Source organism: Bradyrhizobium sp. LTSP849 (assembly GCF_000938255.1).
Classification (GTDB): domain Bacteria; phylum Pseudomonadota; class Alphaproteobacteria; order Rhizobiales; family Xanthobacteraceae; genus Bradyrhizobium.
Genome location: NZ_JYMR01000009.1, coordinates 32,961 through 58,161, shown reverse-complemented (window position 1 = coordinate 58,161; position 25,201 = coordinate 32,961). Strand labels below are relative to the sequence as shown.

General features: G+C 64.1%; 24 protein-coding genes. 9 read left to right on the top strand and 15 right to left on the bottom strand.

Annotation, left to right across the window (positions count from 1 at the left end):
• Nucleotides 1–93: 93 nt before the first annotated feature.
• The 3 genes from UB31_RS07960 to UB31_RS07950 all read right to left on the bottom strand — a co-directional run bounded on the left by UB31_RS07960 (nt 94) and on the right by UB31_RS07950 (nt 2,919).
• The gene (locus UB31_RS07960; protein WP_045010194.1) at nt 94–1,422 is read right to left on the bottom strand and encodes an IS1182-like element ISBrsp9 family transposase; all 1,329 of its coding nucleotides are present in this window, start codon (nt 1,420–1,422) and stop codon (nt 94–96) included.
• A gap of 237 nt (nt 1,423–1,659) precedes the next feature.
• The gene (locus UB31_RS07955; protein ID WP_045010474.1) at nt 1,660–2,430 is read right to left on the bottom strand and encodes an SDR family NAD(P)-dependent oxidoreductase; all 771 of its coding nucleotides are present in this window, start codon (nt 2,428–2,430) and stop codon (nt 1,660–1,662) included.
• Nucleotides 2,431–2,631: 201 nt separating this feature from the next.
• Nucleotides 2,632–2,919: a hypothetical protein gene (locus UB31_RS07950; protein ID WP_045006505.1), complete on the bottom strand. Its 288-nt coding sequence runs from the start codon at nt 2,917–2,919 to the stop codon at nt 2,632–2,634.
• A gap of 55 nt (nt 2,920–2,974) precedes the next feature.
• Between UB31_RS07950 and UB31_RS07945 the strand changes: the two genes are divergently transcribed.
• The 3 genes from UB31_RS07945 to UB31_RS07935 all read left to right on the top strand — a co-directional run bounded on the left by UB31_RS07945 (nt 2,975) and on the right by UB31_RS07935 (nt 8,910).
• On the top strand, nt 2,975–4,402 hold the full coding sequence (locus UB31_RS07945) for a CoA transferase (protein WP_045010473.1): 1,428 nt from the start codon (nt 2,975–2,977) through the stop codon (nt 4,400–4,402).
• Nucleotides 4,403–4,518: 116 nt separating this feature from the next.
• Nucleotides 4,519–5,763, top strand: coding sequence for an efflux RND transporter periplasmic adaptor subunit (locus UB31_RS07940; protein ID WP_045006503.1), 1,245 nt, complete (start codon nt 4,519–4,521; stop codon nt 5,761–5,763).
• 30 nt (nt 5,764–5,793) lie between these two features.
• Nucleotides 5,794–8,910, top strand: coding sequence for an efflux RND transporter permease subunit (locus tag UB31_RS07935; RefSeq protein ID WP_045006502.1), 3,117 nt, complete (start codon nt 5,794–5,796; stop codon nt 8,908–8,910).
• 88 nt (nt 8,911–8,998) lie between these two features.
• Here the strand turns inward: UB31_RS07935 and UB31_RS07930 are convergent, their stop codons facing one another.
• The 3 genes from UB31_RS07930 to UB31_RS07920 form a co-directional block, all read right to left on the bottom strand.
• The gene (locus tag UB31_RS07930) at nt 8,999–9,625 is read right to left on the bottom strand and encodes a LysE family translocator (RefSeq protein WP_045010472.1); all 627 of its coding nucleotides are present in this window, start codon (nt 9,623–9,625) and stop codon (nt 8,999–9,001) included.
• Nucleotides 9,626–9,826: 201 nt separating this feature from the next.
• Nucleotides 9,827–10,738 carry an amidohydrolase family protein gene (locus UB31_RS07925; RefSeq protein ID WP_045010471.1) on the bottom strand — a complete coding sequence of 304 codons (912 nt, stop codon included), beginning with the start codon at nt 10,736–10,738 and terminating at the stop codon, nt 9,827–9,829.
• A gap of 42 nt (nt 10,739–10,780) precedes the next feature.
• Nucleotides 10,781–11,338 (bottom strand): P-loop NTPase family protein, encoded by a 558-nt coding sequence (locus UB31_RS07920; RefSeq protein WP_045010470.1) that lies wholly within the window; start codon nt 11,336–11,338, stop codon nt 10,781–10,783.
• Between the two features lie 92 nt (nt 11,339–11,430).
• Here UB31_RS07920 and UB31_RS07915 point away from each other — a divergent pair, with 92 nt between their 5' ends.
• Nucleotides 11,431–13,029, top strand: a complete 1,599-nt coding sequence (locus UB31_RS07915) for an FAD-binding oxidoreductase (RefSeq protein WP_050044730.1) — start codon at nt 11,431–11,433, stop codon at nt 13,027–13,029.
• Nucleotides 13,030–13,121: 92 nt separating this feature from the next.
• Here UB31_RS07915 and UB31_RS07910 read toward each other — a convergent pair whose 3' ends face one another.
• The 7 genes from UB31_RS07910 to UB31_RS07880 all read right to left on the bottom strand — a co-directional run bounded on the left by UB31_RS07910 (nt 13,122) and on the right by UB31_RS07880 (nt 18,265).
• Nucleotides 13,122–13,427 carry a hypothetical protein gene (locus tag UB31_RS07910; RefSeq protein ID WP_045010469.1) on the bottom strand — a complete coding sequence of 102 codons (306 nt, stop codon included), beginning with the start codon at nt 13,425–13,427 and terminating at the stop codon, nt 13,122–13,124.
• A 10-nt stretch (nt 13,428–13,437) separates the two neighbouring features.
• Nucleotides 13,438–14,538 (bottom strand): hypothetical protein, encoded by a 1,101-nt coding sequence (locus tag UB31_RS07905; protein WP_045010468.1) that lies wholly within the window; start codon nt 14,536–14,538, stop codon nt 13,438–13,440.
• On the bottom strand, nt 14,531–14,950 hold the full coding sequence (locus UB31_RS07900; RefSeq protein ID WP_045010467.1) for a hypothetical protein: 420 nt from the start codon (nt 14,948–14,950) through the stop codon (nt 14,531–14,533). The genes UB31_RS07905 and UB31_RS07900 overlap by 8 nt, the downstream gene beginning before the upstream one ends.
• Before the next feature lie 34 nt (nt 14,951–14,984).
• Nucleotides 14,985–15,896: an alpha/beta fold hydrolase gene (locus tag UB31_RS07895; protein WP_050044729.1), complete on the bottom strand. Its 912-nt coding sequence runs from the start codon at nt 15,894–15,896 to the stop codon at nt 14,985–14,987.
• 197 nt (nt 15,897–16,093) lie between these two features.
• Complete coding sequence (locus tag UB31_RS07890; protein WP_045010466.1) at nt 16,094–16,444, bottom strand: addiction module antidote protein; 351 nt, start codon at nt 16,442–16,444, stop codon at nt 16,094–16,096.
• The gene (locus UB31_RS07885; RefSeq protein ID WP_045010465.1) at nt 16,444–16,734 is read right to left on the bottom strand and encodes a type II toxin-antitoxin system RelE/ParE family toxin; all 291 of its coding nucleotides are present in this window, start codon (nt 16,732–16,734) and stop codon (nt 16,444–16,446) included. The genes UB31_RS07890 and UB31_RS07885 overlap by 1 nt, the downstream gene beginning before the upstream one ends.
• Nucleotides 16,735–16,834: 100 nt before the next feature.
• Nucleotides 16,835–18,265, bottom strand: a complete 1,431-nt coding sequence (locus tag UB31_RS07880) for a TolC family outer membrane protein (RefSeq protein ID WP_156175238.1) — start codon at nt 18,263–18,265, stop codon at nt 16,835–16,837.
• 227 nt (nt 18,266–18,492) lie between these two features.
• On the opposite strand from UB31_RS07880, the gene UB31_RS07875 reads away from it, so the two are divergent.
• Nucleotides 18,493–20,352 (top strand): acetyl-CoA hydrolase/transferase C-terminal domain-containing protein, encoded by a 1,860-nt coding sequence (locus UB31_RS07875; RefSeq protein ID WP_045010478.1) that lies wholly within the window; start codon nt 18,493–18,495, stop codon nt 20,350–20,352.
• A gap of 5 nt (nt 20,353–20,357) precedes the next feature.
• Here UB31_RS07875 and UB31_RS07870 read toward each other — a convergent pair whose 3' ends face one another.
• Together UB31_RS07870 and UB31_RS07865 are read right to left on the bottom strand one after the other, a co-directional pair.
• On the bottom strand, nt 20,358–21,137 hold the full coding sequence (locus UB31_RS07870; RefSeq protein ID WP_045006496.1) for an enoyl-CoA hydratase: 780 nt from the start codon (nt 21,135–21,137) through the stop codon (nt 20,358–20,360).
• Nucleotides 21,138–21,247: 110 nt separating this feature from the next.
• Nucleotides 21,248–21,925 (bottom strand): hypothetical protein, encoded by a 678-nt coding sequence (locus UB31_RS07865; protein WP_045010463.1) that lies wholly within the window; start codon nt 21,923–21,925, stop codon nt 21,248–21,250.
• A gap of 289 nt (nt 21,926–22,214) precedes the next feature.
• Here UB31_RS07865 and UB31_RS07860 point away from each other — a divergent pair, with 289 nt between their 5' ends.
• From UB31_RS07860 to UB31_RS07845, 4 genes are all read left to right on the top strand, one after another.
• Nucleotides 22,215–22,760, top strand: a complete 546-nt coding sequence (locus tag UB31_RS07860; RefSeq protein ID WP_045010462.1) for a sigma-70 family RNA polymerase sigma factor — start codon at nt 22,215–22,217, stop codon at nt 22,758–22,760.
• 2 nt (nt 22,761–22,762) lie between these two features.
• Nucleotides 22,763–23,401 (top strand): NrsF family protein, encoded by a 639-nt coding sequence (locus tag UB31_RS07855; protein ID WP_045010461.1) that lies wholly within the window; start codon nt 22,763–22,765, stop codon nt 23,399–23,401.
• A gap of 193 nt (nt 23,402–23,594) precedes the next feature.
• Nucleotides 23,595–24,251 (top strand): aldehyde dehydrogenase iron-sulfur subunit PaoA, encoded by a 657-nt coding sequence (paoA, locus tag UB31_RS07850; protein WP_045010460.1) that lies wholly within the window; start codon nt 23,595–23,597, stop codon nt 24,249–24,251.
• Nucleotides 24,248–25,198: an FAD binding domain-containing protein gene (locus UB31_RS07845; RefSeq protein WP_045010459.1), complete on the top strand. Its 951-nt coding sequence runs from the start codon at nt 24,248–24,250 to the stop codon at nt 25,196–25,198. The genes paoA and UB31_RS07845 overlap by 4 nt, the downstream gene beginning before the upstream one ends.
• The last annotated feature ends 3 nt before the right edge of the window (nt 25,199–25,201 follow it).

Below are 25,201 nucleotides of genomic sequence, written 5' to 3'. Positions count from 1 at the left end.
CCTGAGAGCTTGTGACGCTTTTACTTGTTCGGAACGGAGTGGAGTTTCTTGTCGCGGTAAATGGCGGGTCTGAGTTCGTCGATGAGCTCTCGTTTATGCGCTGCGGAGGCGGTTGCCTTGCAGGATGTTGTTGGTGAGGGCGTACCAGAGCACGACGGCGCGGACCTTTTCGATCCCGCGCACGGTCAATTGCCGTAGGTTCCAGTTGCGCCAGCGGGCATGGATGCACTCGCATATCGAACGGGGCTTGTACCGGGCCTTGCCCTCTTTGCTCGCCATCCGCGCACGCCAAGCCAGTACCCCCGCGCCGTCGCCGCGTCGCGGCAGGTAGGGGTCGGTGCCGTGCTTGGATTGAGTGGGCGGGCAAAAAACCTCTATGCCCTCGGCATGCGCCCACTCGATGTCTTCCGCACTGCCAAAGCCGCCATCGACGAGATGGTCTTTGGGCAGGCCGCCAGGGCGCGTGCGCTGCCGCTCCAGCATGGGCCGCATCAGCCCGCGGTCGGACCCCGTGTTGCATACCTTAACGTCAGTGACGAACTGCTCGCCGGCCGCACTCGTCACCTGCACGTTGTAGGCTGGGCGGAAGCCGCCATCCGCCATCTTCATGACCCGTGCATCGGCGTCCGTCGTCGACGCGCGCGGCTCCTTCGGCGTCTTGCCATTGCCTTGCTTGCTCTCGCGTTCCTTGCGCTGCTGCTTGATCTCGGCAAGCGCCGCCTGCGCCGCTTTCACGCGCGCGCTGCGTTCCTCCGCGGCTCGCTCCTTGGCTGCCCGGGCGCGCTGATTGCTGGCGTCAGAGCGCACGTCGACTTCGCGCTTGAGGTCTTCCACCACCGTCTCAGCCAGGGCCAGATGCCGCTCGAGTGTCGCCTCGCGCCGGAACGAGGCGGCTCCCGCGCTGGCCCGGACCCGCACCCCGTCCTGCGCCAGTGTCGCCAGATTGACGAGACCAGCCTTCGCCAGCGCCGCCAGATGCTCGCTGAGCAGCCGGTCCAGCAGGTCGGCGCAACCGACCCGGAAGTCCGCCAGCATGTGATAGTTCACCGACACCCCGCCGCACAGCCAACGATAGGCATCGTGGCTCTCGCACAGTCGCTCCAATGCTCGCGCGCTGCCGACGCCCTCGCTGGTGGCTGAGAGCCACAGCGCCAGCAAAAGCCGCGGCGAGGTCGCGGGGTGACCGGGGCGGTCGCCCCTGGCCTTGATCCGGTTCTCCAGCTCACTCAGATCAAGCTCTTCGACATAAGACCAGATCAGGCGCACCGGATGGTCTTCCCCGATCAGGCTCTCGATATCCACCGCTCGCAACGCGATCTGGTCGCGCTGTGGCTCACGCAGCCGTGGCGCGCCGAGCGGCGCCGCGTCGGCTTCAGGCTTCGATTGCGCCGGCAGATCACCGAACAATTCATCGGCAGCCATCTTCGCCTCCCGCCAATCCATCATCGCCAGAGAATCACATGCCACCGGCATTCGGACAGATTTACCTGGCACGCTGCCAAAAAATCACACGCTCTGAGGTGGCCGCTTCTTCAGCGGCCCTCGAAGGGCGACGGCCCGGTTGCATCGGGGCCGTGCATCCTTCGAGGCTCGCTGCACGGTGCGTTGCACCGTACAGCTCGCACCTCAGGATGACGGAACTGGCAGGGATGCGTGCCCCTAAAAATTTACCCGGTTCGAGATCGCCCCATCCACGATGAGATTGGAGCCCGTGGTGAACGATGACACCGGGCTTGCCAAAAACACCGCCGCGCTCGCGATCTCCTGCGGCGTCGCCATGCGGCCCGTCGGGTTGCGGCTCATCGCATCTTCGTAGCGCTTGGGCATGTTCTGCTCGATCGTATTCCAGACGCCGCCCTTGAAATAGACCGTGCCCGGCGACACCACGTTGACGCGGATTTTCTTCTTGGCATATTGCCGCGCCAATCCCTTGGCCATGTGGATCAGCGCCGCCTTGATCGGGCCGTAGGAGCTGGCGAGATCGGCCTGCGCCGCCGAGATCGAGGAGATGATGACGAAGGCGGCGTCCCCGCTCTTTTCGCCGCTTGTCTTGAGAAACGGCCGCGCGGCGTCAAACGCATGCACGGCGCCGAGCAGGTCCAGCCGGAAATTTTGCTCCCACGATGCCGCATCATGACCTTGCGCCATGGCGCCCGCATTGGAAAACAGCATGTCGATGCCGCCGAGCTCTTTTGCGGCACCCTCGATCCAAGATTTCAGCGCCGCGCCGTCGCTGATGTCGACCGGCCCGCCGGTGGCGCGGATACCGCTCGCCTTCAACTCGGTGACGGTCGCCGCGACCTGATCCGCATTGCGTGCGCACACCGCGACATTGCTGCCTTCACCGGCCAGCGTCGCCGCAATCGCCCGCCCGATGCCGCGCGTGCCGCCGAGCACGATGGCGTTCTTTCCTTTGAGACCGAGATCCATTGATGGCACCTTCTTGTTGATCCTGCGGACCTTAGTTGTTTGAACGAGGATATCGAATTCGTTTTCGGTGTCATACCCCGCGCAAGCGGGGTATCCAGTACGCCGTGACGTCTCGGCTCTATCATCAGTGTCTCTGGAATACTGGATCATCCGCCTTCGCGGATGATGACACCGAGTAAAATGGCCAAGAGCGCGCCGTACTCACTCCGGTGCGGCGCCCACCGGCGGGCCGCCGGGCGGGCGGTGTAGGTAGGTCAGCGACACGTAGGCGCCGGCCCATGAGCCGATCGCCGCGAAAGCGACATAGAAGGCGTTTTCGGTGTAGCTGATCACGGCGTAAGAGGAGAGCAGATACCAGACTGCGCTCCAGTTCGCGGCCGGCACGCGCTTGCGTGCGATCACGGCCGAGGTGAACATCACATAGACTGCGTCGGTGGCCGCCGTTGCGATGAATACGGCGCCTGCGGTGAGGGGATCGATGGCGGCCATTGCATGCCTTTATGTGGTAATGGAAGGTCGCAAAAACTAAGGGAGATAAGCGGCCATGCAAAGCCCCTCCAACATTCTCAGTGACATCTGGACCTCCGCCGATGGCGATAAAGCCGCGCTCGAACGCGTACGGCTGACCGGCGAGGAGCCGCAAATCCCGTCCTCGTTCCGCGTCGCCGTAGCCGGACAAACGACCATCGCCGCCGCCGGCCTTGCCGCCGCGGAGATCTGGAAGCTGCGCAGCGGCGTGGCGCAGGACGTCAGCGTCGACATGCGCCACGCCGTCGCCGAATGCCGCTCGGAGCGTTATTTGCGCCTCGACGATAAGCCGCCGCCACCGGCCTGGGACGCCATCGCCGGCGTCTACAGGACCGGCGACAACCGTTTCGTCCGCTGTCACACCAACTTCCCGCATCATCGCGACGCCGTCTGCAAGGTGCTGGCTTGCGAGCCCGAGCGCGAGAAGGTGCAGGCCGCATTGATGCAATGGAAGGGCGAGGATTTTGAAACCGCGGCCTACGCCGGCGGCGGCGTCGTTGCCCTGATGCGCTCTTACGACGAATGGTCGGCGCTGCCGCAATCGCGTGCGCTCGCAGAACTGCCGCTGGTCTCGATCGAGAAGATCGGCGATGCCCCGCCAAAGCCATGGCCTAAAGGCGATCGTCCGCTCTCGGGCCTTCGCGTGCTCGATCTCTCCCGCGTCATCGCAGGTCCTGTTGCCGGCCGCACGCTCGCCGCACACGGCGCGGATGTGCTGCTCGTCTCGGGGCCTGAGCTGCCGGCCATTCCCTGGCTCACCATCGACACCGGCCGCGGCAAGCTCAGCACATCCATCGAACTCAAGAGCGAGGCAGGACGGGCGCAACTGCGCGAGCTGTTGAAAGAGGCCGACATCTTCTCGCAAGGCTATCGCCCGCGCGCGCTCGGAGCCCTCGGCTTCTCGCCGGAGGATACAGCCAGCATCAATCCCGGCATCGTCTATGTGACGCTGTCGGCCTACGGCCACGTCGGCCCCTGGGCCGAGCGGCGCGGCTTCGATTCACTGGTGCAGACCACGACCGGCTTCAACCACGCCGAGGGACAGGCCGCCGGCATCGACGGGCCGAAGGAATTGCCGGCGCAGATGCTCGACCACGCCACCGGCTATCTGATGGCGTTCGGCGCGATGATGGCCAAGGCCCGTCAGGCCCGCGAAGGCGGAAGCTGGCATGTGCGGGTGTCGCTGGCGCAGACCGGACGCTGGCTGTGGAATCTCGGCCGGCTCGAAGGTGGGCTGAACACCCCGGATCTTACGGGCGAGGCCGTACATTCTGCGTTCATGGAAACGGTGTCATCTGGCTTTGGTACACTGATGGCGGTGCGCCATTCGGCAGTGCTGTCGGCAACGCCGGCGCGTTGGAGTCGTCCGGCCATGCCGCTCGGCAGCCATCCGCCGCAATGGCCGGGGCGAAGCTTACGTGGACCTGACGTGGCAAAATTTTAACGCAAATTCAAAGGCGAGCCGCACTTTTTAGGTTGTTTGAAATCTCAATTCAGCACTATTAGCGCGACCGATGAGGCAGTCGCTTGCCGAGATCGTCGCGGACTTGACCGGGCCCCATGGTAGTTGAAAATACCAAGCGATTGCAGGTGTTTACAAAACAACGGGTGATCACATCCGTAGTTTTACTGGCGCTTGCAGGGGCCGGGGCCTACGGCTTTCTCTTTGCGGGCGCCAAGGACAAGAGCCATTCCGAAGTCTCCAGCCAGTCGCGCCGGAATGCGCAGAATTTCACGCCGACGCCGTCCGAATGGGCGACGCTGACAATCGAACCGGTCAAGAGCAAAGCCTTCAGGGCCGAATATGTCACCGAGGGCAAGGTCGCCGTCGATGAGGACCGTTCGACGCCGGTGTTCTCGCCCTATGCAGGCCGGGTGACCAAGCTGCTCGCCAAGCCGGGCGAGAGCCTGACCCAAGGTCAACCGCTGTTCACGATCGAGGCCGCCGACACCGTGCAGGCCCAGAACGATTTCATCACGGCGATGACGTCGCAGAACAAGGCGAAGTCGGCGGTCGATCTTGCCGACATCCAGTTCAAGCGCGCCAAGGACCTCTATGAGGGCCATGCCGTCCCGCTGAAGGACTATCAGCAGGCGGAAGCGACCCAAGTCCAGGCGCAGAACGACATGCGCTCCTCGGTGACGGCGCTGGAGGCCGCGCGCAACAAGCTGCGCATCCTCGGCTTCACCGACGAGATGATCAAGGCGTTCCAGGACAAGGGCGCCATCAATCCGGAGATCACGATCTATTCGCCGATCGCGGGCACGGTCGTGCAGCGCAAGATCGGCCCCGGACAGTACGTCAGTGCTGGCGCCAGCGATCCGGTCTTCGTCATTGGCGACCTCTCCACGGTCTGGCTGATCGCCTTCGTGCGCGAGAGCGACGCGGCCTCCGTCTCCGTCGGCCAGGACATCTCTGTCAACGTGATGGCACTGCCGGGCCGTCCGCTGACCGCCAAGATCAACTACGTCGCCACGGCGATCGATCCCAACACCCGCCGCCTGCTGGTCCGCGCCACCATCGACAACAAGGACGGCCTGCTCAAGCCGGAAATGTTCGCCAACGTCACGATCTATTCGGCCGGCGATCGTGCAGCGCCTGCAGTGCCGAAGCAGGCACTGATCTACGAAGGCGATCAGGTCCGCATCTGGATCGCGCGTGAGGACAAGTCGGTCGAATTGCGCCAGATCAAGGTCGGCCTCATCAATGGCAACCTCGTCGAGGTGACCAGCAACCTGAAGCCCGGCGAACAGATCGTCACCAGAGGCAGCCTGTTCATCGACCGCGCGGCGTCCGGTAGCTGATCGACGACCCAAGAAACTGCGAAGACCTGAATGGATCGTCTCGTCGCCCTTGCCGTCAACCGACGCTACCTGATGGTCGGCATGTTCGTCGCCGTGCTCATCGGCGGCCTGATCGCGTTCAACCAGCTCAACATCGAGGCCTATCCCGACCCGACCCCGCCGATGGTCGACATCGTGACCCAGAGCCCCGGTCTGTCGGCGGAAGAGATCGAGCGTTACATCACGATCCCGATCGAGACCCAGGTCGCGGGCCTGAAGAACCTCACGACCATCCGCACGATCTCGCTCTACGGCCTCTCCGACGTCAAACTCCAGTTCTCCTTCGCCTACACCTATGACGAGGCGCTGCAGCAGGTGCTGAACCGCCTGGCGCAGCTCGCGCCGCTGCCGGGCAACGTGCAGCCGCAGATCTCGCCGCTCAGCCCGATCGGCGAAATCTTTCGCTACCGCCTGGTCGGCCCGCCGAACTACAGCGTGCTCGACCTCAAGACCATCCAGGACTGGATTCTTCAGCGTCGCTTCCGCTCCGTGCCCGGCGTGATCGACGTCACCGGGTGGGGCGGCAAGAGCAAGACCTATGAGCTCCAGGTCGATTTCAACAAGCTTGTCGCCAACGGCCTGACGCTGCCGCAATTGTTGCAGGCGGTCAGCAATTCCAACGTCAATGTCGGCGGCAACACCGTCAATATCGGCCAGCAATCGGCCGTGGTGCGCGGCGTCGGCCTGATCCGGTCGATCGACGACCTTGCCAACACCATGGTGGCGCAGTCCGGCGGCAATCCGGTGTTGGTGAAGGATGTCGCCACCGTCACTGTCGGCCAGAAGCCCCGTCTCGGCATCGCCGGCCTCGATGATGCCGATGACATCGTGCAGGGCATCGTCCTGATGCGCCGTGGCGAGCAGAGCACGCCGACCATCAAGCGCGTCGAGCAGCTCGTCGCCGAGATCAACAACTCGAGCATCCTGCCGCCGGGCGTGCGCATCGAGCGCATCTACGACCGCAAGGACCTGATCGACCTTACGACCCACACCGTCCTGCACAACATGGTGGTCGGCATTTTGCTGATCGTGCTGTTGCAGTGGATCTTCCTCGGTGACCTCCGCAGCGCGCTGATCGTCGGCGCCACGATTCCGTTTGCACTGTTCTTCGCCGTGATCATCCTGGTGCTGCGCGGGGAATCGGCCAACCTGCTGTCGGTCGGCGCCATCGATTTCGGCCTGATCGTGGACGCCACCGTCATCATGGTGGAAGCCATCTTCCGCCGCCTCACGCAGACCACGCCGCCGGCGGAATCCGAGCAGATGTCGCCCGAGACGATGTTCGGCATGAAGAGCCATGCCATCCTCAGCGCCGCGGCCGACGTGTCGCGTTCGATCTTCTTTGCCGCCGCGATCATCATTGCGGCCTTTCTGCCGCTGTTCACGCTGTCCGGCGTCGAGGGTAACATTTTCGGGCCGATGGCGCGTACCTATGCCTACGCGCTCGCCGGCGGCCTGCTTGCGACCTTCACGGTGACGCCGGCACTGTCCGCGATCATCCTGCCCGCGCATGTCGAGGAGACCGAGACGAGGATCATGCTGATCCTGCACCGGATCTACATGCCGGTGCTGCATTGGGCCGTCGCCAACCGTGGCATCATGCTCGGCGCCGCCGTCGGTCTCGTCCTGATGACGGTGGCGCTTAGCCGGCTGCTCGGCCTGGAGTTTCTGCCCAAGCTCGAGGAAGGCAACCTCTGGGTCCGCGCCACGCTGCCGCCGACCATCTCGCTCCAGGAGGGCAACAGCTACGTCAACGAGATGCGCAAGCTGATCCGCGCCCGGCCCGAGGTGGAATCCGTCGTATCGCAGCACGGCCGTCCCGACGACGGCACCGACGCGGCCGGCTTCTTCAATGCCGAGTTCTTCGCGCCGCTGAAGCCCGCGAGCGAGTGGCCGGGCACGCACGACAAGGAAGAGCTGACCGCGCAACTGCTCAAGCAGCTCGACGACCGCTTCCCCGGCGTCGAGTTCAATTTCTCGCAATATCTCCAGGACAACGTGTCCGAAGCCGTCTCCGGCGTGAAGGGCGAGAACTCGATCAAGCTGTTCGGCGGCGATCTCCAGGCGCTCACCGACACCGCCGCCAAGATCAAGTCGGTGCTGGCGACCGTGCAGGGCGTCACCGACCTTGCGGTATTCACCTCGCTCGGGCAGCCGACGGTCCAGATCGACATCGACCGCGCCAAGGCCGCGCGCTATGGCCTCGCCCCCGGCGACATCAACGCCACCATCAAGGTCGCGATCGGCGGCGACACCGCGGGCGATCTCTACGAGCCGGGAAGCGACCGTCATTTCCCGATCATCGTCCGGCTCGCGCCGGAATACCGCAGGAGCGCGGAGGCAATCCAGAATCTGCGGATCGGCGCGCCCGGACCGAACGGCACCGTCACGCAAATTCCGCTGAGCGAGGTCGCCACGATCAGCCTCGTCTCGGGTGCGGCCTATATCTATCGCGAACAGCAGGAACGCTATCTGCCGATCAAGTTCTCGGTGCGCGAGCGCGACCTCGGCAGCGCCATCCGCGAGGCGCAGCAGAAGATTGCCGAGCAGGTGCAGTTGCCGCCCGGCTCGCACATGGAGTGGGTCGGTGAGTTCGGCAATCTCCAGGATGCGATCAAGCGGCTGTCGATCGTGGTGCCGATCTCGCTGGCGCTGATCGCCGTCTTGCTCTGGTTCAATTTCGGCTCGATGACCGATACGCTGCTTGCCATGAGCGTGATCCCGATGGCGATCTTCGGCGGCGTGCTCGGGCTATTGATCACCGGCACCGCCTTTAGCGTCTCGGCGGCGATCGGCTTCATCGCGCTGTTCGGCATCGCCGTGATGGACGGCATCATCATCCTGTCGCAGTTCAACCAGTTGATCGATGAAGGCATGGACCGCGTCAGCGCGGTGATACGCACCGGCGAGTTGCAGCTCCGCCCGGTGCTGATGACCTGCGTCGTCGCAGGCGTCGGCCTGCTGCCGGCCGCGCTGTCGGGAGGGATCGGCTCGCAGGTGCAGAAGCCGCTCGCGGTCGTGGTCGTCACCGGCATGATGCTGGCGCCGATCGTGATCCTGGTGACGCTGCCGGTGCTGATCTCGTTCTTCTCGCGCCGCGCGCGCTGACGCGCATTGTTTGAGCATGATCTCCGCGCAAACGCGTCCCGCGTTTGTCGCGAGGGAAAACCGCTGCACACTTTTCCGGATCATGCTCTCACAACATCCGCTGCGTGATCCGCACCAGCATTGTGGTGCCGAGCCCGAGCAGCATCAGGCTCGCGAACCGGCTGCTCAGCGACAGCATCCGCGGCGTCAGCCGTGATCGCGCGGTTGCGACCATCGTGCTGAGCACGGTCCACCAGACCGCCGAGCCGACGAACACCCCAGCGATCAGTGGAGCCGCCGCGGATTGCGCGGAGAACGCATTCAGCGCGGCAAGAAACAGGATGACCGTGAGCGGATTGGTGAATCCGAGCGCGATGGCGCTGAGATAGGCGCGCGCCAGGCGCACCCGGTCGATCTCGTTCGTTTCCTGAAGCATCAGGGAATTGCGATGCGTCCGGATCGCGAACCATAGCAGCGTGAGGGCCGAGACGATGCCGAAGCCCGCGGCATTGGCTTCGACCCACGGCTGCGCAAGCGAGCCCAGGCCCAGAACCGCAAAGGCACTGTAGGCGAGATGGACGGTTGCTGCGCCGAAGCCTGTTGCGAGGCCCGTGGCCATCCCCGATGCCAATGTACGTTGAATACACAGCATTCCCATTGGGCCAATCGGAGCCGCGACAGTGAAACCAATTCCAATGCCGGAGAAAAGTGCGGCAAGATAATGCGATAAAGGCATGCGACCGTACGAACAAATGAAATCTGTTCGTGTGCGTACCGGCGAAAATGAATCGTCGCCTCAACCGAACGGGTGAAAAGCGGACGAAAGCATCAACACGTTCGTGTGAGTCAGTGTCGTCGTGCTCTCGCGACAACAGTTCCAAGACTCAACGTGGAACCACATCGCACTTCGTTTGAACCTAATCGGACTTGTCGCGACTCAGAAGCCGTAGAGTCGCGCAGGATTGTCGACCAGGATTTTCTTGCGCACGTCGGCATCCGGCGCCCACGCCGGGAGCTGGTTGAGCAGGCGGCCATCGTCGATCGCGTGGAACGGTGCGATATCGGTGGCCTTGCGGCCCTCGACTTGCGCCGAATCCGGGTGCGGCCAGTCGGTGCCCCAGATGATCCGGTCCGCGTTCGCGGCGATCAACGCACGTGCATAGGGCACCATGTCCTGATAATCGGGCGCGAGGTTCGACGAGCGGTAGGCGCCTGAAATCTTCACATAGGCCTTGCCGGATTTGACCAGCGCGATGAGGTCGGCAAAGCCGGGCTGCTCGAGTCCGAGCGAAGCGTCGAGACCGCCGAAATGGTCGAACACCGCCGGCACGGGTGAAGCCAGCACGAGATCCCTGATCGCGGAGATCATCGGCAGTGTGGTGTAAAGTTGCACATGCCAGCCGCGCGCCTTCATACGCTCGATAGCGGCGGTGAAACGATCGCGGCCGACATTGGGATTACTGACGCCGTCGGTCGCAAGATTGATGCGGATGCCGCGAAAGCCGTCCGCATGCATCGCGTCGAGCTCGTTCTCCGTGGTCTTGTCGTCGATCACGGCGACGGCGCGCGCGGTCGCGCCGCGCGCCTTCATCCCGAACAGGCTGGAAGAATTGTCGGTGCCGTAGACGCTCGGCGTGACGATGACCACGCGCTCGATGAGCAGCGCCTTGTGCAGCGCTGCCATTTCCTCGGGGCTCGCCGGTCCCGGCGTATAGACGCGCCCCACAAAGAACGGAAATGTTCCGACATCGCCGTGGATATGGGTATGACAATCGCAGGCATGCGCCGGGACGTCGAAATTGATCGGCGTCGCGGGTTGCGCTGCGCGCGCGTAAATTTGGTCGGTCATGGCTACTCCGGCTGCGAGGAAGGCGCGCGGAACGATATCACATCAGCCGGGCAGTCCCGCCACGTCGGCGCATAGCTGTTCGACGAGTTTCGCAACCGGCCGCGCGCCGTCGACGCGTACGACCGGGCAGGGCAGGCCCGCGAGCCACGCTTCATGTTTTGCGAGACTGCGACCTTCGCGATCGCCGGCCTCGTAATGTGAGGCCCACTCGACGAACGACTCTGTCTCATCATGTCGCCAGCCGCCCGGCGCGACGGCATCGGCGCCGAAATGCGTGGCCTCGCGGGCTCGCAATCGCTTCAGCCGGATTTCGCGCGGCGTGGTCACGTAGACGACGAGATCGAACAGCGGGACGAGTTCGTCACCCCAACCGGTCACGGTCCCGCTCAGCACCCAATCGAGACGCGGCAGGAAGATCTCGCGCATCAGGCGCAGCCGATCTATGGCAGGGCGGGTCGTCTGGTAGGGCGGCGCGGTCGGCAGCCAGAAATAGTCGTCGCTGTCGTGATGCGGCAGCGCAAGCTGGTTCGCCAACGCACGGCCGAGCGTTGTCACGCCGGAGCCCGACGCGCCCATCAAGTGAATGCGGCAGCTTTTCATATTCGTTTCCTGGGAAGGCTTGAACCAAACAGACGACGGTTTGACTAATGATCCGCGCTCCCGGATCATACCCGTCCCGCTGGAATCATCTCATGCAAAAATCTTTTGGCAAATTTAAAGCAGGCGTCTCGGCCGCGGCCATCCTCGTGGCGCTGTTTGGCGTCTACGGCTTCCGCAAATTGCAGGCGCTGGCGGCTGATCCGACCGGGCCGAAGGATTGCCGGGCTACCGACGACATCGGCGAGCGGGGCAAGATCGATCTGGACAAGGTGCGGGCGATCGCGCCGCTATCGGGCGTAAAATGGTCGCAGCTCGGCGGCAGCATCAATGACGCGAGCTGCCTCAACCGCACCGAGATCTACGGTATGGTCGAGGTGCACAGCATCGACGATATCACGAGGACGCTGGCCTTTGCCCGCGACAACAAGCTGCCGGTGACGACGGCGGGCGTGCGCCATTCCATGGGCGGGCAGGCCTTCCGCAAGGGTGGCATCGTGCTGGACATGCGCGGCTTCAACCGCATCACGCTCAACGAGGCTGCGCGCAGCATCACCGTGCAGCCCGGCGCGACCTGGCACGACATCCAGATCGCGCTGCATCCGCGCTTCGCAGTCCGCGCCATGCAGTCGACCGACATTTTCAGCGTTGGCGGCTCGATCTCGGTCAATGCCCACGGCATGGATCATCAGGCCGGCGCGCTGGCCCGCTCGATCAAGGCGATGAAGGTGATGCTGGCTGACGGCTCGATCAAGAGCGTCTCGGCGGCCGAGAATGCGGAGCTGTTCAATCTCGTGGTCGGCGGCTACGGTCTGCTCGGCGTCATCATCGAGGCCGAGCTCGACGTCGCCGACAACACGGTCTACCAGACCGGGCGGCGTGTGCTGGATTACAAGGCGTTTCCCGCGCTGTTTTCGGGCGAGATCGAGAAGGACAGCAATATCGGCCTGATGTACGGCCATCTCTCGACCGCCCCGAGCAGCTTCTTGCAGGAAATGCTGCTCTATACCTACACCAAGGCCGACGGCACTGATTTCCAGCGCCAGCCGCTCGGCGAGGTCAGTGGCACGAAGCTGCGCCGACTCACCATCAATCTGTCCAAGCAGGGGCCGTTCTTCCAGGAGCTGAAATGGCTCTCGGAGAAGCACATCGAGCACCGCATGGAGAGTTGCACGGTGACGCGGGCGCAGGCGATCGCCTCGGGCGAAGCCTGCCTCGTCAGCCGCAACGATCCCATGCACGATTCCGTGCCTTACCTGCGCAACGCGTTGCAGGACGAGACCGACATCCTCCACGAATATTTCATTCCGCGCAGAAATTTCACAGCCTTCGTCGACGGCATGCGCAAGATCATGCTCGCCAACAAGACCAATCTGCTCAATGCCTCGGTCCGCATCGTGCACAAGGAAGACAACTTCTTGACTTATGCGCCGGAGCCGGCGTTCTCGTTGGTGCTGTACATCAACCAGCCCGCGGACGATGAGGGCAATCGGCACATGAAGAAGACGACCGAAGAGCTGATCGATCTCACCATCGCCAATCAGGGACGCTTCTTCCTGCCGTACCAGCTCTATTATTCGCGCGACCAGCTCAAGAAATCCTATCCGCAGATCGACGACTTCTTCGCGGCCAAGCGCAAATACGACCCGGCCGGGCTGTTCACGAATACGATGTACCAGAAATACGCGTCGTAAAGCATGATCCGGAAAAGTGTGCAGCGGTTTTCCGGAAAGATCATGCTCAACAGTAAAGCCTGAAGCGCGCCCCGCGCGCTTCAGGCACACGCTCAGCTGCGCTTCGGCGCCAGCCCGTTGCAGCCGCCGGCCTGCTCGGCGTCGAGAACGAGCAGGGCACCGGCCGTGTAAAGCCGGCCGACAAAGTCGGCGGCATCGGAACGAGCGATCGTGACGTAGGCGCTGGACGACAACACACGTCCGTTCGCCTTGGCGATCGCTGCGATCGCTTGTGCCTGCGGCCCGATCACGGCCAGCGAGCGGCCGGGCGAAGTGCCGAAGGTGAGGGCGATAACGAGCGCAAGCCAGCCGGCGACGACCAGTGCGACCGCAAGCGCGATCCTGCCGAGTGGCCGCAATCTTGTTCCGCTAGTAGTCGTAGAAATGCTCAAGGCTCACACCTTTGGCCGTCAGGGCGCGCTTGATCTCGACCAGCCGGTCGATCCTAGCCCTCAGGCCGGCGCGGCGAAAGCCCGGCTTTGCGTCGAGATCGAGTGAAAACAGTTCCGTGGTGTCGGCAATGTCGAGTTTCGCGTCCTTTGGTGCGATCACCGTGACGAGGATGTCGTGATTGCCGGCGATCTCCACCAGGCGGTGACCGCCGTCCAGCAGCTTGCTCAGGATCTCGGTGAGCGCCTTGTAGCGCGGTGCCTGCACCAGCTGCCAGTCCGGCGACAGCGCGCGGACCGGTGTGAGGCGCGGCTCACCGGCGAGCACCTCGGGCGGCAGCGTCGCCACCACGAACATGATGTCGCGCGGCTCGTCGTCATTGGCGGCATCGAGCGCGGATTGGATCGCGTGGGCGTAGCCGATCTTGAGGAAATATTCGGTGCCGAGCGCGAAGTCGCGCTCCCACGTGCGCAACTGGCTCGGCGTCGGCGCCGAGATCGCCTCGAGCCCGTCAAGCTTGTCGCGGAACGGATATTTGAACCAGGGCACGGTGTAGAGGAACGCAGCGTAGTCCTGGAGCACCGCGCGGGCATATTCGTCCTGCGGCGTCAGTCGGTCGCCCCTGATCCATTCGAAGACGCGGCCGATCGTGTTCTCGTAAAATCCCTTGATCGCGTATTCGGTCGAGTAGCTGATCCCGATGACGTAGATCATCATCTTGACGTCGAAACGCGATTCCGTCGCCGCCGGCATGGCGCGGTTGATGGTGCAGAAGCTGCGCCAGAAGCCGAGGATGTGGCGGAGATAGCCGAACTGGCTCTCGCTGGAATGATCGAGGAAATGGCCAAAATCCTCGAAGGAATAGACGATGTACCACTCCGGAAAGGTGAAATAGGTGTTGTCCAGCGGCCGGCGATAGCCCTTCTCGGTGATCGGCGGCAGCGTCACGGCGGCCGTTGCCGCTGATGCCGCCTGCGATACGGGCTGGCAGGTCCCTTCGATGTAGGCAAGCGGCGCGAGAATCGCGAAGGCGATCAGCGCGAGTAGCGTCAGGACAATGCGGCGCAGGCGCTTAAGCATGGGCCGGTCGCGTGCGCGGCGCCAGCAAATAGCCGATCAGGATGGCGAGACCGCCCAGGCCAAGATGCGGCGCATTGGCGAAGATGCGTGTCGCGAGCGGCAGGTTCAGCACGCCGTTGATGAGAATGCCGAAGTCGAGATAGCCGCTGCCTGTGAGGAGGCCCAGTACGCCGTCGGCGAAATAGAACACGCCGAACAGCTGAAAGAACAGTTCGGACGCGCGCCGCGAGGTCAGCGCCGCGGTCAGCGCCCACAGCGCGGAGACCAGATGCAGGCCGTCGGCGTACCAGGTGCGGCGGAACAGGCCGAAGATCATGTCGTTCTGGTCGATGAAGGCCGGGATGTAGCCGGTCGCGATGACGAATCCGAGCAGCGCGGCATAGCCAAGGGCGCAAAATCTGATGATGTCCATGGATCCTCCGGTCGCGTCTCGAATCTTGCCAAGTCTAGAGCGTCGCAAGCGCCTTGAGCAGGGCATCGTTGAAGGTTTTGGGATCTTCGATCTGCGGAATGTGACCGAGCCCGGGCAGCAGGGTTAAGTGCGCCTGCGGCAGCAAGACGTTCAAATCACGCGCCTGCTCAAGCGGAGTCACCGTATCCAGCTCGCCCCAGAGGATGGCAACGGGCTGTTTCAGGCGTGCATAGGCGTTGCGGTCCGCGCTTTGGGCGGCGCGATCGGAGCCCGCGAAATAATACAGCCAGTCGGCGATGTCGGATGTGCTGTTCTGCCGGGAGAGGGGGCGTTGTAGGATCTCGACATATTCGGGCAGCGCGCGATCCTTCTTCGCGATCAGCGACTTCAGCAGCATCCTCGTCGCAAAGGGATTGGTGACGGTGAGCGACACCAGAATCTCGCGCAACCATTTCGGACGAAGCAGCGCCGGCGCATCTGACGGCGCGGCCGTCAGTCCGAGCGCTGCATCGACCAGCACCAGTGCGCGGGCACGATCCGGGAAGCGCAGCACCAACTCGGTCGCAGCCCCCGCGCCGAAAGAATGGCCGACGATGATGGCAGGCTGCACGTTAAGCCGCATCAGCATGTCGTTCACGCGCTCGGCCTGGTCCTGTCGCGTGTAGCTGCCCGGCCGGTCCGAGAAGCCGAACGGCGGCAGGTCGAGCGCAATGACGTGATAGCCTGCGCCTGCGAGCGCATCGCTTGTCGCGCGCCAAAGTTCGCTCCAGGCTGCCGTGCCGTGGAACAGCACGATGGGCGTGCCTGTCGCGGGGCCTTTCTCCTGCACGAAGACGTCGCCGGAACGCGTGGAAACCCAATGCCCCGTCGATGGCGCAAGATCGCCGCGGCCGGCCGTTTCGCGAACCCAGGCGGCGATCCGAAATCCAGCGATCGCGACGACCACCAGTATTAAAACAATGAGGCACAGTCTGGCTGTGCCGCGGAGAAGTTTGAAAATCAAAATGGCCCTCGGCGAACCGACGCGAATATCTAACTGCCACTCTAGCCAAGGTAGAGCGACCGGCTATCACAAAATGCGAGGCCGCGGTTAATGATTTACTGCTCAGACGCTCATGCGCCGCGGTTTGCAGGTGAGCGCACTCACGCAACGCGACTCCGTTTTGATGCCCGCCCGCCTGCTGCAGGCTGTGCTGAGAGCGTTAGGCCCAAAGCACCAACGATACGCATGACCGTGCCAAACTCTGGATTGCCAGTCTCCCCGAGCGCCTTGTAGAGACTTTCGCGATTCAAGCCGGCCTTCTTCGCGATCCCGCTCATGCCCCGTGCACGCGCGACGAGGCCGAGTGCATCACGCACGAAGTCAGCGTCCCCGGTCTCCAATGCTGCTGCGATATAGGCAGCCTGACGCTCTTCGGTGTTGAGATAGTCGGCAGCATCAAATCGCGTTGTCCTGGATGCCGCCTTGGTTGTTGTTTTCGCTACCTTTGGCATCACACTGTCTCCGCCAGCTCCTGGGCTTGTTTAATGTCTTGCCGTTGCGTGCGCTTGTCGCCGCCACACAGCAGGATCACGATCTGCGCTGCGCGCTGCACATAGTAGATCCGGTAGCCCGGACCATAGTCGATGCGCATTTCCCGGACACTGCCGCCGACGCTCTTGCTGTCGCCGGGATTTCCCATCTCCATGCGGCGAATGCGGACGGTGATGCGGGCAAACGCGTTGGCATCCTTAAGGTGGTTCAGCCACTCCGAAAAATGCTCGGTTTGCCTCACCTCGATCATGGGAGGCGACTGTAGTTCATGGGCTACAGGACGTCAAGCAGACCGGTGCGGCGGGTTGAGACGATCGATGGTGCTGCGGCGCTGGATATGCCGCGAATGATCACTGCCCCGACGGCGTGCGCAGACCGTGCCAGGCGTCGCGGACCTGCTGGTAATGTACCTCGGGCAGATAGTCTGGCGTGTTCAGGCTCAACGTCTTGACGTCGAGATGACCGACGGCGCTGAGCAGCGTGTAGGAGGCGATGACGCGGTCGCGCAGCGCCCCGATCAGGCGCGCCTTGGCCTGGATCAAATCGGCCTGCGAGTTCAGCACGTCTACGGTCGTGCGCTGTCCGCCGGCGGCCTCGCGCTGCACGCCCTGGAGCGCGACGGTCGCCGCCTTCACCTCGGACTCCGAAGCCGAGACTGCGATCTTGGCGCCTTCATTGGCCACCCAGGCGCTGGTCGCCGCGGTGCGCGCCTGGTTGCGGACCTGGTCGAGCACCAGCCGGCTTTGCGCCGTGACTTCCTTGGCCTGCCGGGTCTGTGAGGCGGCCTGGCCGCCGTCATAGATCGGCGCAGTGACGTTGGCGACGATCGAGGCCTGGTCGGTGGCGAAGGTGCCAAGGGTCTGGTCGCTGTCGCGGCTGCGGCTGGCGCTGCCCTGGATGCTGGCGCTCGGCAGCAGCGCGCCTTCGGCGACGCGGATGTTGGTAGAGGCGACATCGACGTCGAAGCCTGCGGCCATCACGGCCGGGTGCTCGCGGATTGCCATCGTCATCGAGTCTTCGCGGCTCTTCGGCAGATAGCGATCGACCACTTCGGCGGGCCGAAGTGCCGAGGGCGCATTGCCGATCACCTGGGCGTAGGTGGCCTGGCTCACCGCAAACGCGACTTCGGCGGCGTTGAGATCGGCGAGGCCACGGCTGAGGCGCGCCTCGGCCTGCGCGGTGTCGGTCGGCGTGACGTCGCCGGCGTTGAGGCGGCGCTGGGTGACGGAGAGCGTCTCGCGCAGGAAGGCGACGTTGGAGCGCTGGGCGTCGACCAGCGATTGGTTGGCGAGCACGTTGGTGTAGGCAGTCACCGCATCGAGTAGCACGCCTTGGCCGACATTGCGCAGCGCTTCGCGCCCCGACTGCACCTGGAGTTCCGCCACCCGTACGCTGTTGGCGGTCCGGAAGCCGTTGAACAGCGTTTGCGTCACCGTGACGCCGATTGTCCACGGCTTCAGACTCGCGGTCTGGATGGTGTTGTCGGGCAGCAGGTTACGAACCGCTTGCAAGCCGGCGCTGAGGCTCGCCACGATCTGTGGCCGGTAGCCGGCGAGCGCCTGCGGCACGGTCTCGTCGGTCGCGCGCTGTCGCGCGCGCTCGGCATTGAGCGCCGGATTGGTCTGGTAGGCCTTGGCCAGCGCCTCGGGCAGGGCTTCTGCCCATGCTGCGGCGGGGAAGGCACAACAGAGCCCCAGCGCGGTCCATGTCGCCAGGACAGGACCCACGCCCGATCGACGCCGCGTCATCACGCGACCAGCTCTGGCGGCACGCCCAATCATGTAATCCCGCAAAACCCCGGCTGTCCGCCCCCGCCGACGGCGACCTCTTACCTGTTTAACCAGCGCCGGTCCCGCAGGCAAACTGCCGCGGAGGAAACCCCCATGAATTCCATGCTTGTTGCAGGTGCGTCACACACCGATCCTGCCCCAAATGCGCTATAGGGGACCCGCGGCGCCTTCCAATCCCGTCAGGCGCCTTTGTCATGCGGTCCGGACCCCCACGGATGATGCCGAAATTCTTCTCCGATCCCGATGCGCTCGCGGAGGAGATCATTCGCGACGTCGGAACCGATTTGGTGGTTGGTCTGCCGCTCGGCCTCGGCAAGGCCAATCACGTCATCAACGCCCTCTATGCGCGGGCCTGCGCCGATCCTGACATCAAGCTGACATTGCTCTCGGCGCTGACACTGGAAAAGCCGAGACCGAAGGGGCTGATCGAGCATCGCTTCATCACGCCCGTGATCGACCGGCTATTCGGTGGCTATCCCGATCTCGCCTACGCCGATGCGTTGCACGAAAATCGGCTGCCGGCCAACATCAACGTCGTCGAATTTTTCTTTCTTGCCGGACGCTGGCTGCATGTGCCGGCCGCGCAGCAGAATTACATCTCGGCCAACTATACTCACGCGGCGGGCTATCTGCTGGCGCGCGGGCTCAACGTGGTGACCCAATTGGTGTCCAAGCGCGTCGTTGACGGCGTGCCGCGCTACAGCCTGTCCTGCAACACCGACACGACGCTGGATGTGCTGCGCGAGCGCCGCGCCGGCCGTGCATCGTTCAAGCTGATCGCGCAGGTGAATTCCGAACTGCCGTTCATGCCGGGTGCGGGCGATCTTCCGGCCGATGAGTTCAGCGCCGTCCTGGAGAGCCCTGCGACCGACTTTCCCCTGTTCGCACCGCCGTCGGAGCCGATCTCCGATGCCAAATACGCGATCGGCCTGAACGCGGCATCGCTGGTGCGCGATGGCGGCACGCTTCAGATCGGCATCGGGCAGATCGGCGATGCGCTGGCGCAGGGCCTGATCCTGCGCCACCGCAACAGCGGAGCTTTTCACGACGTCGTAACCCGGCTGTCGCCGGCGCGGCCGGCGGTCGCGCAGGAAGCCGGCGCCTTCGAGACAGGCCTCTATGGCGTCAGCGAGATGCTGACCGAAGCCTTCATCGGCCTGATCGACGCCGACATTCTCAAGCGCGCCGTCGACGGCGTGGTGTTGCACGGCGCTTTCTTCCTCGGTCCAAAATCCTTCTACCGCGCGCTGCGCGAGATGCCGCCGGACCAGATCGCGCGCATCCAGATGATGCCGGTGTCGTTCACCAACGAGATCTACGGCGAGGAGGAGCAGAAGCGCCGTGCCCGCATCGATGCGCGCTTCATCAACAACACGATGATGGCGACGCTGTTGGGCGCGGCCGTTTCCGATGGCCTCGACGACGGGCAGGTGGTGAGCGGTGTCGGCGGGCAGTACAATTTTGTGGCGCAGGCTTTTGCGCTCACGGGCGCGCGCTCGGTGCTGACGCTCGAGGCAACGCGGCAAGCCGGCCGTGCGCTGAAATCCAACATCCTCTGGCGCTACGGGCACGAGACCATCCCGCGGCATCTGCGCGATATCTTCATCACCGAGTATGGTGTCGCCGACCTCAGGGGAAAGTCGGACGCGGATGTGATTGCGGGCATGCTGGCGATCGCGGATTCGCGCTTCCAGGACGAACTGGCGCGGGTCGCGAAAGACGCAGGCAAATTGCCGCGCAGCTACGACATTCCGGCGGCCCATCGCGAAAACCATCCGGAGCGGATCGCAACTGCGCTCAAGTCCGCGCGAGACGCCGGCTTGCTGCCATCGTTCCCGTTCGGCTGCGATTTCACGGATGTGGAGCTACGCCTCATTCCGGCGCTGGAGATCCTGCAAGACGCGCAGCGCTCGCCGCGCGCGCTCGCAGGCTTGCTGTGGCAGGGGCTGATACGAACTCCCGACAGCGCTGACGAGGCATGTCTCGCACGCCTCGGTCTCGATCGCCCAAAAACGTGGGCTGAACGTGGCTATCGCGCGCTGGTCAGCGCGGCCCTCGAACAGAGCCGCGCGGCGTAGCGACCCTACCGGTTCTTGTTCACCGGCTTGCGCTTCTCGATGAACGCCGCCATGCCCTCGGAGCGGTCTTCGAGCGCGAAGGTCGAGTGGAACAAATTGCGCTCGACGCTCATGCCTTCGGCGAGCGTGGTCTCGAAGGCGCGGTTGACCGCTTCCTTCGCCATCGCAACCGCGGGCCGCGACATCGCCGCGATCTTGTCGGCCGCCGCCATCACCTCGTCCATCAACTTGTCGGCGGGCACGATGCGGCTGACGAGGCCCGAGCGCTCGGCTTCGGCTGCGTCCATCATGCGGCCGGTGAGGCAGAGATCCATCGCCTTGGACTTGCCGATCGCGCGCGTCAGGCGCTGGGTGCCGCCGATGCCGGGAATGGTGCCGAGCGTGATCTCGGGCTGGCCGAACTTGGCTGTGTCGGCGGCGATGATGAAATCGCACATCATGGCGAGCTCGCAGCCGCCGCCCAGCGCATAGCCCGCGACCGCGGCAATGGTCGGCTTGCGGCAGCGCGCGACGCGGTCGCCGCCGATCGCGGCAAAATCCTCGGAGAACATGTCGATGAAGCCCTTCGGCTGCATCTCCTTGATGTCGGCGCCGGCGGCAAAGGCCTTCTCGCTGCCGGTCACGACGATGCAGCCGATGGCGTCATCGGCCTCGAGGTCGTCGACGGCGGCCGCGATCTCGCGGAAGACGCCGAAGGAAAGCGCATTGAGCAGCTTCGGCCGGTTCAGCTTGATGATGCCGACCGCGCCTTTGCTTTCGACGATGATGTGTTCGAACGTGCTCATGCTCCACCCACGCTTTTGATTGAGCGGGCAATCTGCCCGCTGGCGGGGTGGGCTTCAAGGGCCAAAGGCCGCCGGAACGCGCGGCGAGATGCGCGTCCCGGGCAGGGGCCTCAGGCCATGAACATGCGTGCGGCAGAGGCCAGCGTCAGCAGCGTGCCGACGCCGATGAAGATCTTGCCGATCAGGGAGCTCTGGTCCCAGGCCGAGTTCGGCTGGCTGCTTGCCATCACCGGCGCCGGACGCGGCTGCGCGTCGGTTGCGGCCACCACCGCCTTCTGCGCGGGCGGGTTGTCCTGTTGCAGGGCGCGATCGATGTCGTTGAGCTGGTCGGGAGGGACGACCTGGGTCTCGGCACCGGGGGCGGCAGCGGTATTATCGGCTGCTGCCTGCACATTGTCGTTGGCGCGGCCGGTCAATGCGCTGGCCGCTGCGGCGGTCGGCGTGTCGGCCGCGGCGAGCTGCGCATTGGCGTTGGCGACGTCCGGCGGCATCTGGCTCGAGGCCGGCACGTCATTGCCGGCCTCTTTGCCAGCCTTGGGCTCGTCGGTCTGCGGCGCGGCGTCCTTCTTGTCGGCCTTGTCGTCGGATTTCTGCGCGGTCTTGCTGCTGGTGCGGCGGTGAGAGTAGTGGCGCCGCTGCTGGCTCGGCTTGACCGCATCGGCTTGCTTGCTCGCGCTGTCCGGTTTTGAGCTTGCGCTCGCGCTCGGCGCGGCCTGTGCGGCACCTCCGAACAGCAGGAATAGTCCGGTCAGAGCAACCAATGCCGCGCGCCCGCTGGCTTTCATCATGTTGACGATCTCCCCAATTCACCCGTCCCGGAGCGAACAGAGACCCCGGCCCATGACGACAACGGGGCAAAAAATGGGAATCTTCGGGCTAGACCGGGCAAAAACGCGGCAAACCCGTCGGGCGGCCCGGGCAGCCGGGTGCAGGGCCGGTCGATCGGTGTTATGAGCGCTCGCGGGTTTTTGCGGCTGCATCGAATGCCGGGTCTGACGTCGATCACGATTTCGTGATGAGGCGAGTGCCGGTGTAACAAACTGACAGAGCGGCCGAATTGCATGGTGAGGGGCGCGCGTGCGCGGACGTGAGGACGAGTGGACCGACCTGATGCGGTCGGCCATGGCAGGCGATGATGCGGCGTATCATCGCCTGTTGAAGGCGGTCACACCGGTGCTGCGCGCTGCCGCGAGGCGTGGCCTGGCGCGGGCCGGGCAACCTCCCGATCAAGCCGAGGATATCGTGCAGGAGATTTTGTTGGCGGTGCATCTGAAGCGGCACACCTGGGACAGCGAAGCGCCCTTCGCCCCCTGGCTGTTCGCGATCGGCCGCAACAAGCTGATCGATGCGCTGAGGCGGCGCGGCAGGCGCGTCTTCGTCAACATCGACGATTTCGCCGAGACCCTGCCGGGCGAGGCGCCGCAGGAGACGGCCTCCACGGGCGAGGTCACCGCACAGCTCAACACCTTGCCGCAGCGCCAGCGCGACGTGTTGCAGTCGATCGCGGTCGACAGCGCCTCGATCAAGGATACGGCGACGAAATTTTCGATGAGCGAAGGTGCGGTGCGGGTCGCGCTGCATCGGGGCCTTGCGGCCCTCACTGCCAAACTACGGGACCACTAGTCATGGATACCGATCAACTCATTCGCACGCTTGCGGCCGACAACCCCCACCGCGCCCCGCGCGTCGGTGCGATGTTGACCATGGCGCTGTTGGTGGCAGCCCCCTTGTCCATCCTGATCTTCGCGACGTTCCTCGGCGTTCGGCCCGATGTGATGACGGCGATGCATAATCCGTTTTTCGACATGAAGTTCGCGGTCACGCTGTCGCTCGCGATCCCCGCGATCATCGTCAGCCTGCATCTGTCGCGGCCTGAAGCCTTGATGCGCGGCTGGGGCTGGCTTCTGCTGCTCCCCGTCGGACTGCTTGCGGTTGCGATTGGCAGCGAAGCGATGATGGCGCCGGCCATGCCGATGACGATGCGGCTCGTCGGCAAGAACTCGCGGTGGTGCATGTTGGCGATCCCCGCGATGTCGCTGCCGCTGCTCGCGGGCGCACTGTTCGGACTGCGCCATGGCGCGCCGTCGCGGCCGGTGCTTGCCGGCGCGCTTGCCGGCCTGCTGTCGGCCGGGCTCGCCGCGACGCTCTATGCGTCGCACTGCACGGATGACTCGCCGCTGTTCGTCGCGACCTGGTACACGATCGCGACTGCGGTCGTGACCGCGATCGGCGCCGCCGTTGGCTCAAAAGCGCTGCGTTACTAGGGCAGATTTGCCATCAGCGTAACCTCCGCATCCGCGCTCAGTGCGCCGGCCACGGTCGCATTCATGAATGGCGCATATAAGTTCATGCCATTGTGAAGGACTAATCCCGTTCGCGGCTAGAAACTAACTTCGGTTGGACGACTTCTATCCAGAGCGTCGTTGGACGCTGCTGTAGCGAGGGATATGCCCAACCATGCGAAAACCCAGCGCATTCGAAATGTCGCGGCGGAACCTTCTGATCGGAACCGCCACGTCGGTCGCGATCGGCGCTGCGTCACGCTCCGCCCAGGCTCAGAATTCCGCCACCGGATCTGCCGCCGATGCGGAGGAACCGCCCGCGATGGCGACGGTGTCCTTCAACGTCAATGGCGAGATCCGCGCCCTGAAGCTGGACACCCGGACCACGCTCCTCGACGCGCTGCGCGAACATCTCCATCTCACCGGCACCAAGAAGGGCTGTGACCACGGCCAATGCGGTGCCTGCACCGTGATCGTCGGCGGGCAGCGCATTAATTCATGCCTGACATTGGCGGTCATGCACGAGGGTGACAGCGTCACCACGATCGAAGGGCTTGGGACGCCGGAGCATATGCATCCGATGCAGACCGCCTTCGTCAAGCACGATGGCTTTCAGTGCGGCTATTGCACGCCAGGACAGATCTGTTCGGCCGTGGCCGTGCTCGACGAGATCAAAGCCGGCATTCCCAGTCACGTTACGGGTGACCTCAACGCAGTGCCGCAATTGACGAACGACGAACTGCGCGAGCGCATGAGCGGAAACATCTGCCGTTGCGGCGCCTATTCCAACATCGCTGAGGCAATCACCGAGGTTGCTGGGAGGCCCGCATGAAGTCATTTACCTATGAGAAAGCGAATTCGCCTGCGGCGGCGGCTTCTGCGGCCGTCAGGACCACTAACGCGAAATTCATCGCCGGTGGCACCAATCTGCTCGACCTCATGAAGCTTGAGATCGAGACGCCGGCTCATCTGATCGACGTCAACGGCCTGGGCTTCGACAAGATCGAACCGACGCCCGAGGGCGGCCTGTGCATCGGCGCGCTGGTCCGCAACACGACCTTGGCTGCCGACGAGCGGGTTCGTCGTGATTATGGCCTGCTGTCACGCGCGCTGCTTGCGGGTGCGTCGGGCCAGTTGCGCAACAAGGCGACCACCGCCGGCAATCTGCTGCAACGGACGCGTTGCCCGTATTTCTATGACACCAATCAGCCGTGCAACAAACGCAATCCCGGCAGCGGCTGTGCTGCTATCGGCGGCGTGACCCGCCAGCATGCGGTCATCGGCTCGAGCGACGCCTGCATCGCGACGCATCCGAGCGACATGGCGATCGCGATGCGCGCGCTCGATGCGAGCGTCCAGACGGTTCGTTCGGACGGTACGACCCGAAATATCCCGATCGCCGATCTTCACCGTCTGCCGGGAGACACGCCGCATATCGAGACGACGCTTGCGGCCGGCGAGTTGATCACATCCGTGACGCTTCCGAAGCCCGTTGGCGGAACGCATATTTATCGCAAAGTGCGTGACCGCGCCTCCTACGCGTTCGCATTGGTCTCGGTCGGGGCAATCGTTCAGCGCGATGGAACGGGGCGCGTTGCCGTCGGCGGCATCGCTCACAAGCCCTGGCGGGTCGAGGCGGCCGAAGCCGAGATGCAACGCGGCGCCAAGGCCGTCGCCTCACGTCTGCTCGACGGTGCCAGGCCGACCCGAGACAATGCATTCAAGCTGGCATTGGTCGAGCGTACGCTCGCCGCCGTGCTCACCGACGCGAAGGGTTGAGCC

Bases quoted from the DNA above. Each gene is read 5' to 3' on its own strand.
- UB31_RS07845 (WP_045010459.1), top strand. From the start codon at position 24,248: ATGAAGTCATTTACCTATGAGAAAGCGAATTCGCCTGCGGCGGCGGCT.
- UB31_RS07940 (WP_045006503.1), top strand. From the start codon at position 4,519: ATGGTAGTTGAAAATACCAAGCGATTGCAGGTGTTTACAAAACAACGG.
- UB31_RS07930 (WP_045010472.1), bottom strand. From the start codon at position 9,625: ATGCCTTTATCGCATTATCTTGCCGCACTTTTCTCCGGCATTGGAATT.
- UB31_RS07915 (WP_050044730.1), top strand. From the start codon at position 11,431: ATGCAAAAATCTTTTGGCAAATTTAAAGCAGGCGTCTCGGCCGCGGCC.
- UB31_RS07855 (WP_045010461.1), top strand. From the start codon at position 22,763: ATGGATACCGATCAACTCATTCGCACGCTTGCGGCCGACAACCCCCAC.
- UB31_RS07945 (WP_045010473.1), top strand. From the start codon at position 2,975: ATGCAAAGCCCCTCCAACATTCTCAGTGACATCTGGACCTCCGCCGAT.
- paoA (WP_045010460.1), top strand. From the start codon at position 23,595: ATGCGAAAACCCAGCGCATTCGAAATGTCGCGGCGGAACCTTCTGATC.
- UB31_RS07925 (WP_045010471.1), bottom strand. From the start codon at position 10,738: ATGACCGACCAAATTTACGCGCGCGCAGCGCAACCCGCGACGCCGATC.
- UB31_RS07870 (WP_045006496.1), bottom strand. From the start codon at position 21,137: ATGAGCACGTTCGAACACATCATCGTCGAAAGCAAAGGCGCGGTCGGC.
- UB31_RS07935 (WP_045006502.1), top strand. From the start codon at position 5,794: ATGGATCGTCTCGTCGCCCTTGCCGTCAACCGACGCTACCTGATGGTC.
- UB31_RS07955 (WP_045010474.1), bottom strand. From the start codon at position 2,430: ATGGATCTCGGTCTCAAAGGAAAGAACGCCATCGTGCTCGGCGGCACG.
- UB31_RS07885 (WP_045010465.1), bottom strand. From the start codon at position 16,734: ATGATCGAGGTGAGGCAAACCGAGCATTTTTCGGAGTGGCTGAACCAC.
- UB31_RS07920 (WP_045010470.1), bottom strand. From the start codon at position 11,338: ATGAAAAGCTGCCGCATTCACTTGATGGGCGCGTCGGGCTCCGGCGTG.
- UB31_RS07875 (WP_045010478.1), top strand. From the start codon at position 18,493: ATGCCGAAATTCTTCTCCGATCCCGATGCGCTCGCGGAGGAGATCATT.
- UB31_RS07960 (WP_045010194.1), bottom strand. From the start codon at position 1,422: ATGGCTGCCGATGAATTGTTCGGTGATCTGCCGGCGCAATCGAAGCCT.
- UB31_RS07865 (WP_045010463.1), bottom strand. From the start codon at position 21,925: ATGATGAAAGCCAGCGGGCGCGCGGCATTGGTTGCTCTGACCGGACTA.
- UB31_RS07950 (WP_045006505.1), bottom strand. From the start codon at position 2,919: ATGGCCGCCATCGATCCCCTCACCGCAGGCGCCGTATTCATCGCAACG.
- UB31_RS07900 (WP_045010467.1), bottom strand. From the start codon at position 14,950: ATGGACATCATCAGATTTTGCGCCCTTGGCTATGCCGCGCTGCTCGGA.
- UB31_RS07880 (WP_156175238.1), bottom strand. From the start codon at position 18,265: ATGATTGGGCGTGCCGCCAGAGCTGGTCGCGTGATGACGCGGCGTCGA.
- UB31_RS07890 (WP_045010466.1), bottom strand. From the start codon at position 16,444: ATGCCAAAGGTAGCGAAAACAACAACCAAGGCGGCATCCAGGACAACG.
- UB31_RS07905 (WP_045010468.1), bottom strand. From the start codon at position 14,538: ATGCTTAAGCGCCTGCGCCGCATTGTCCTGACGCTACTCGCGCTGATC.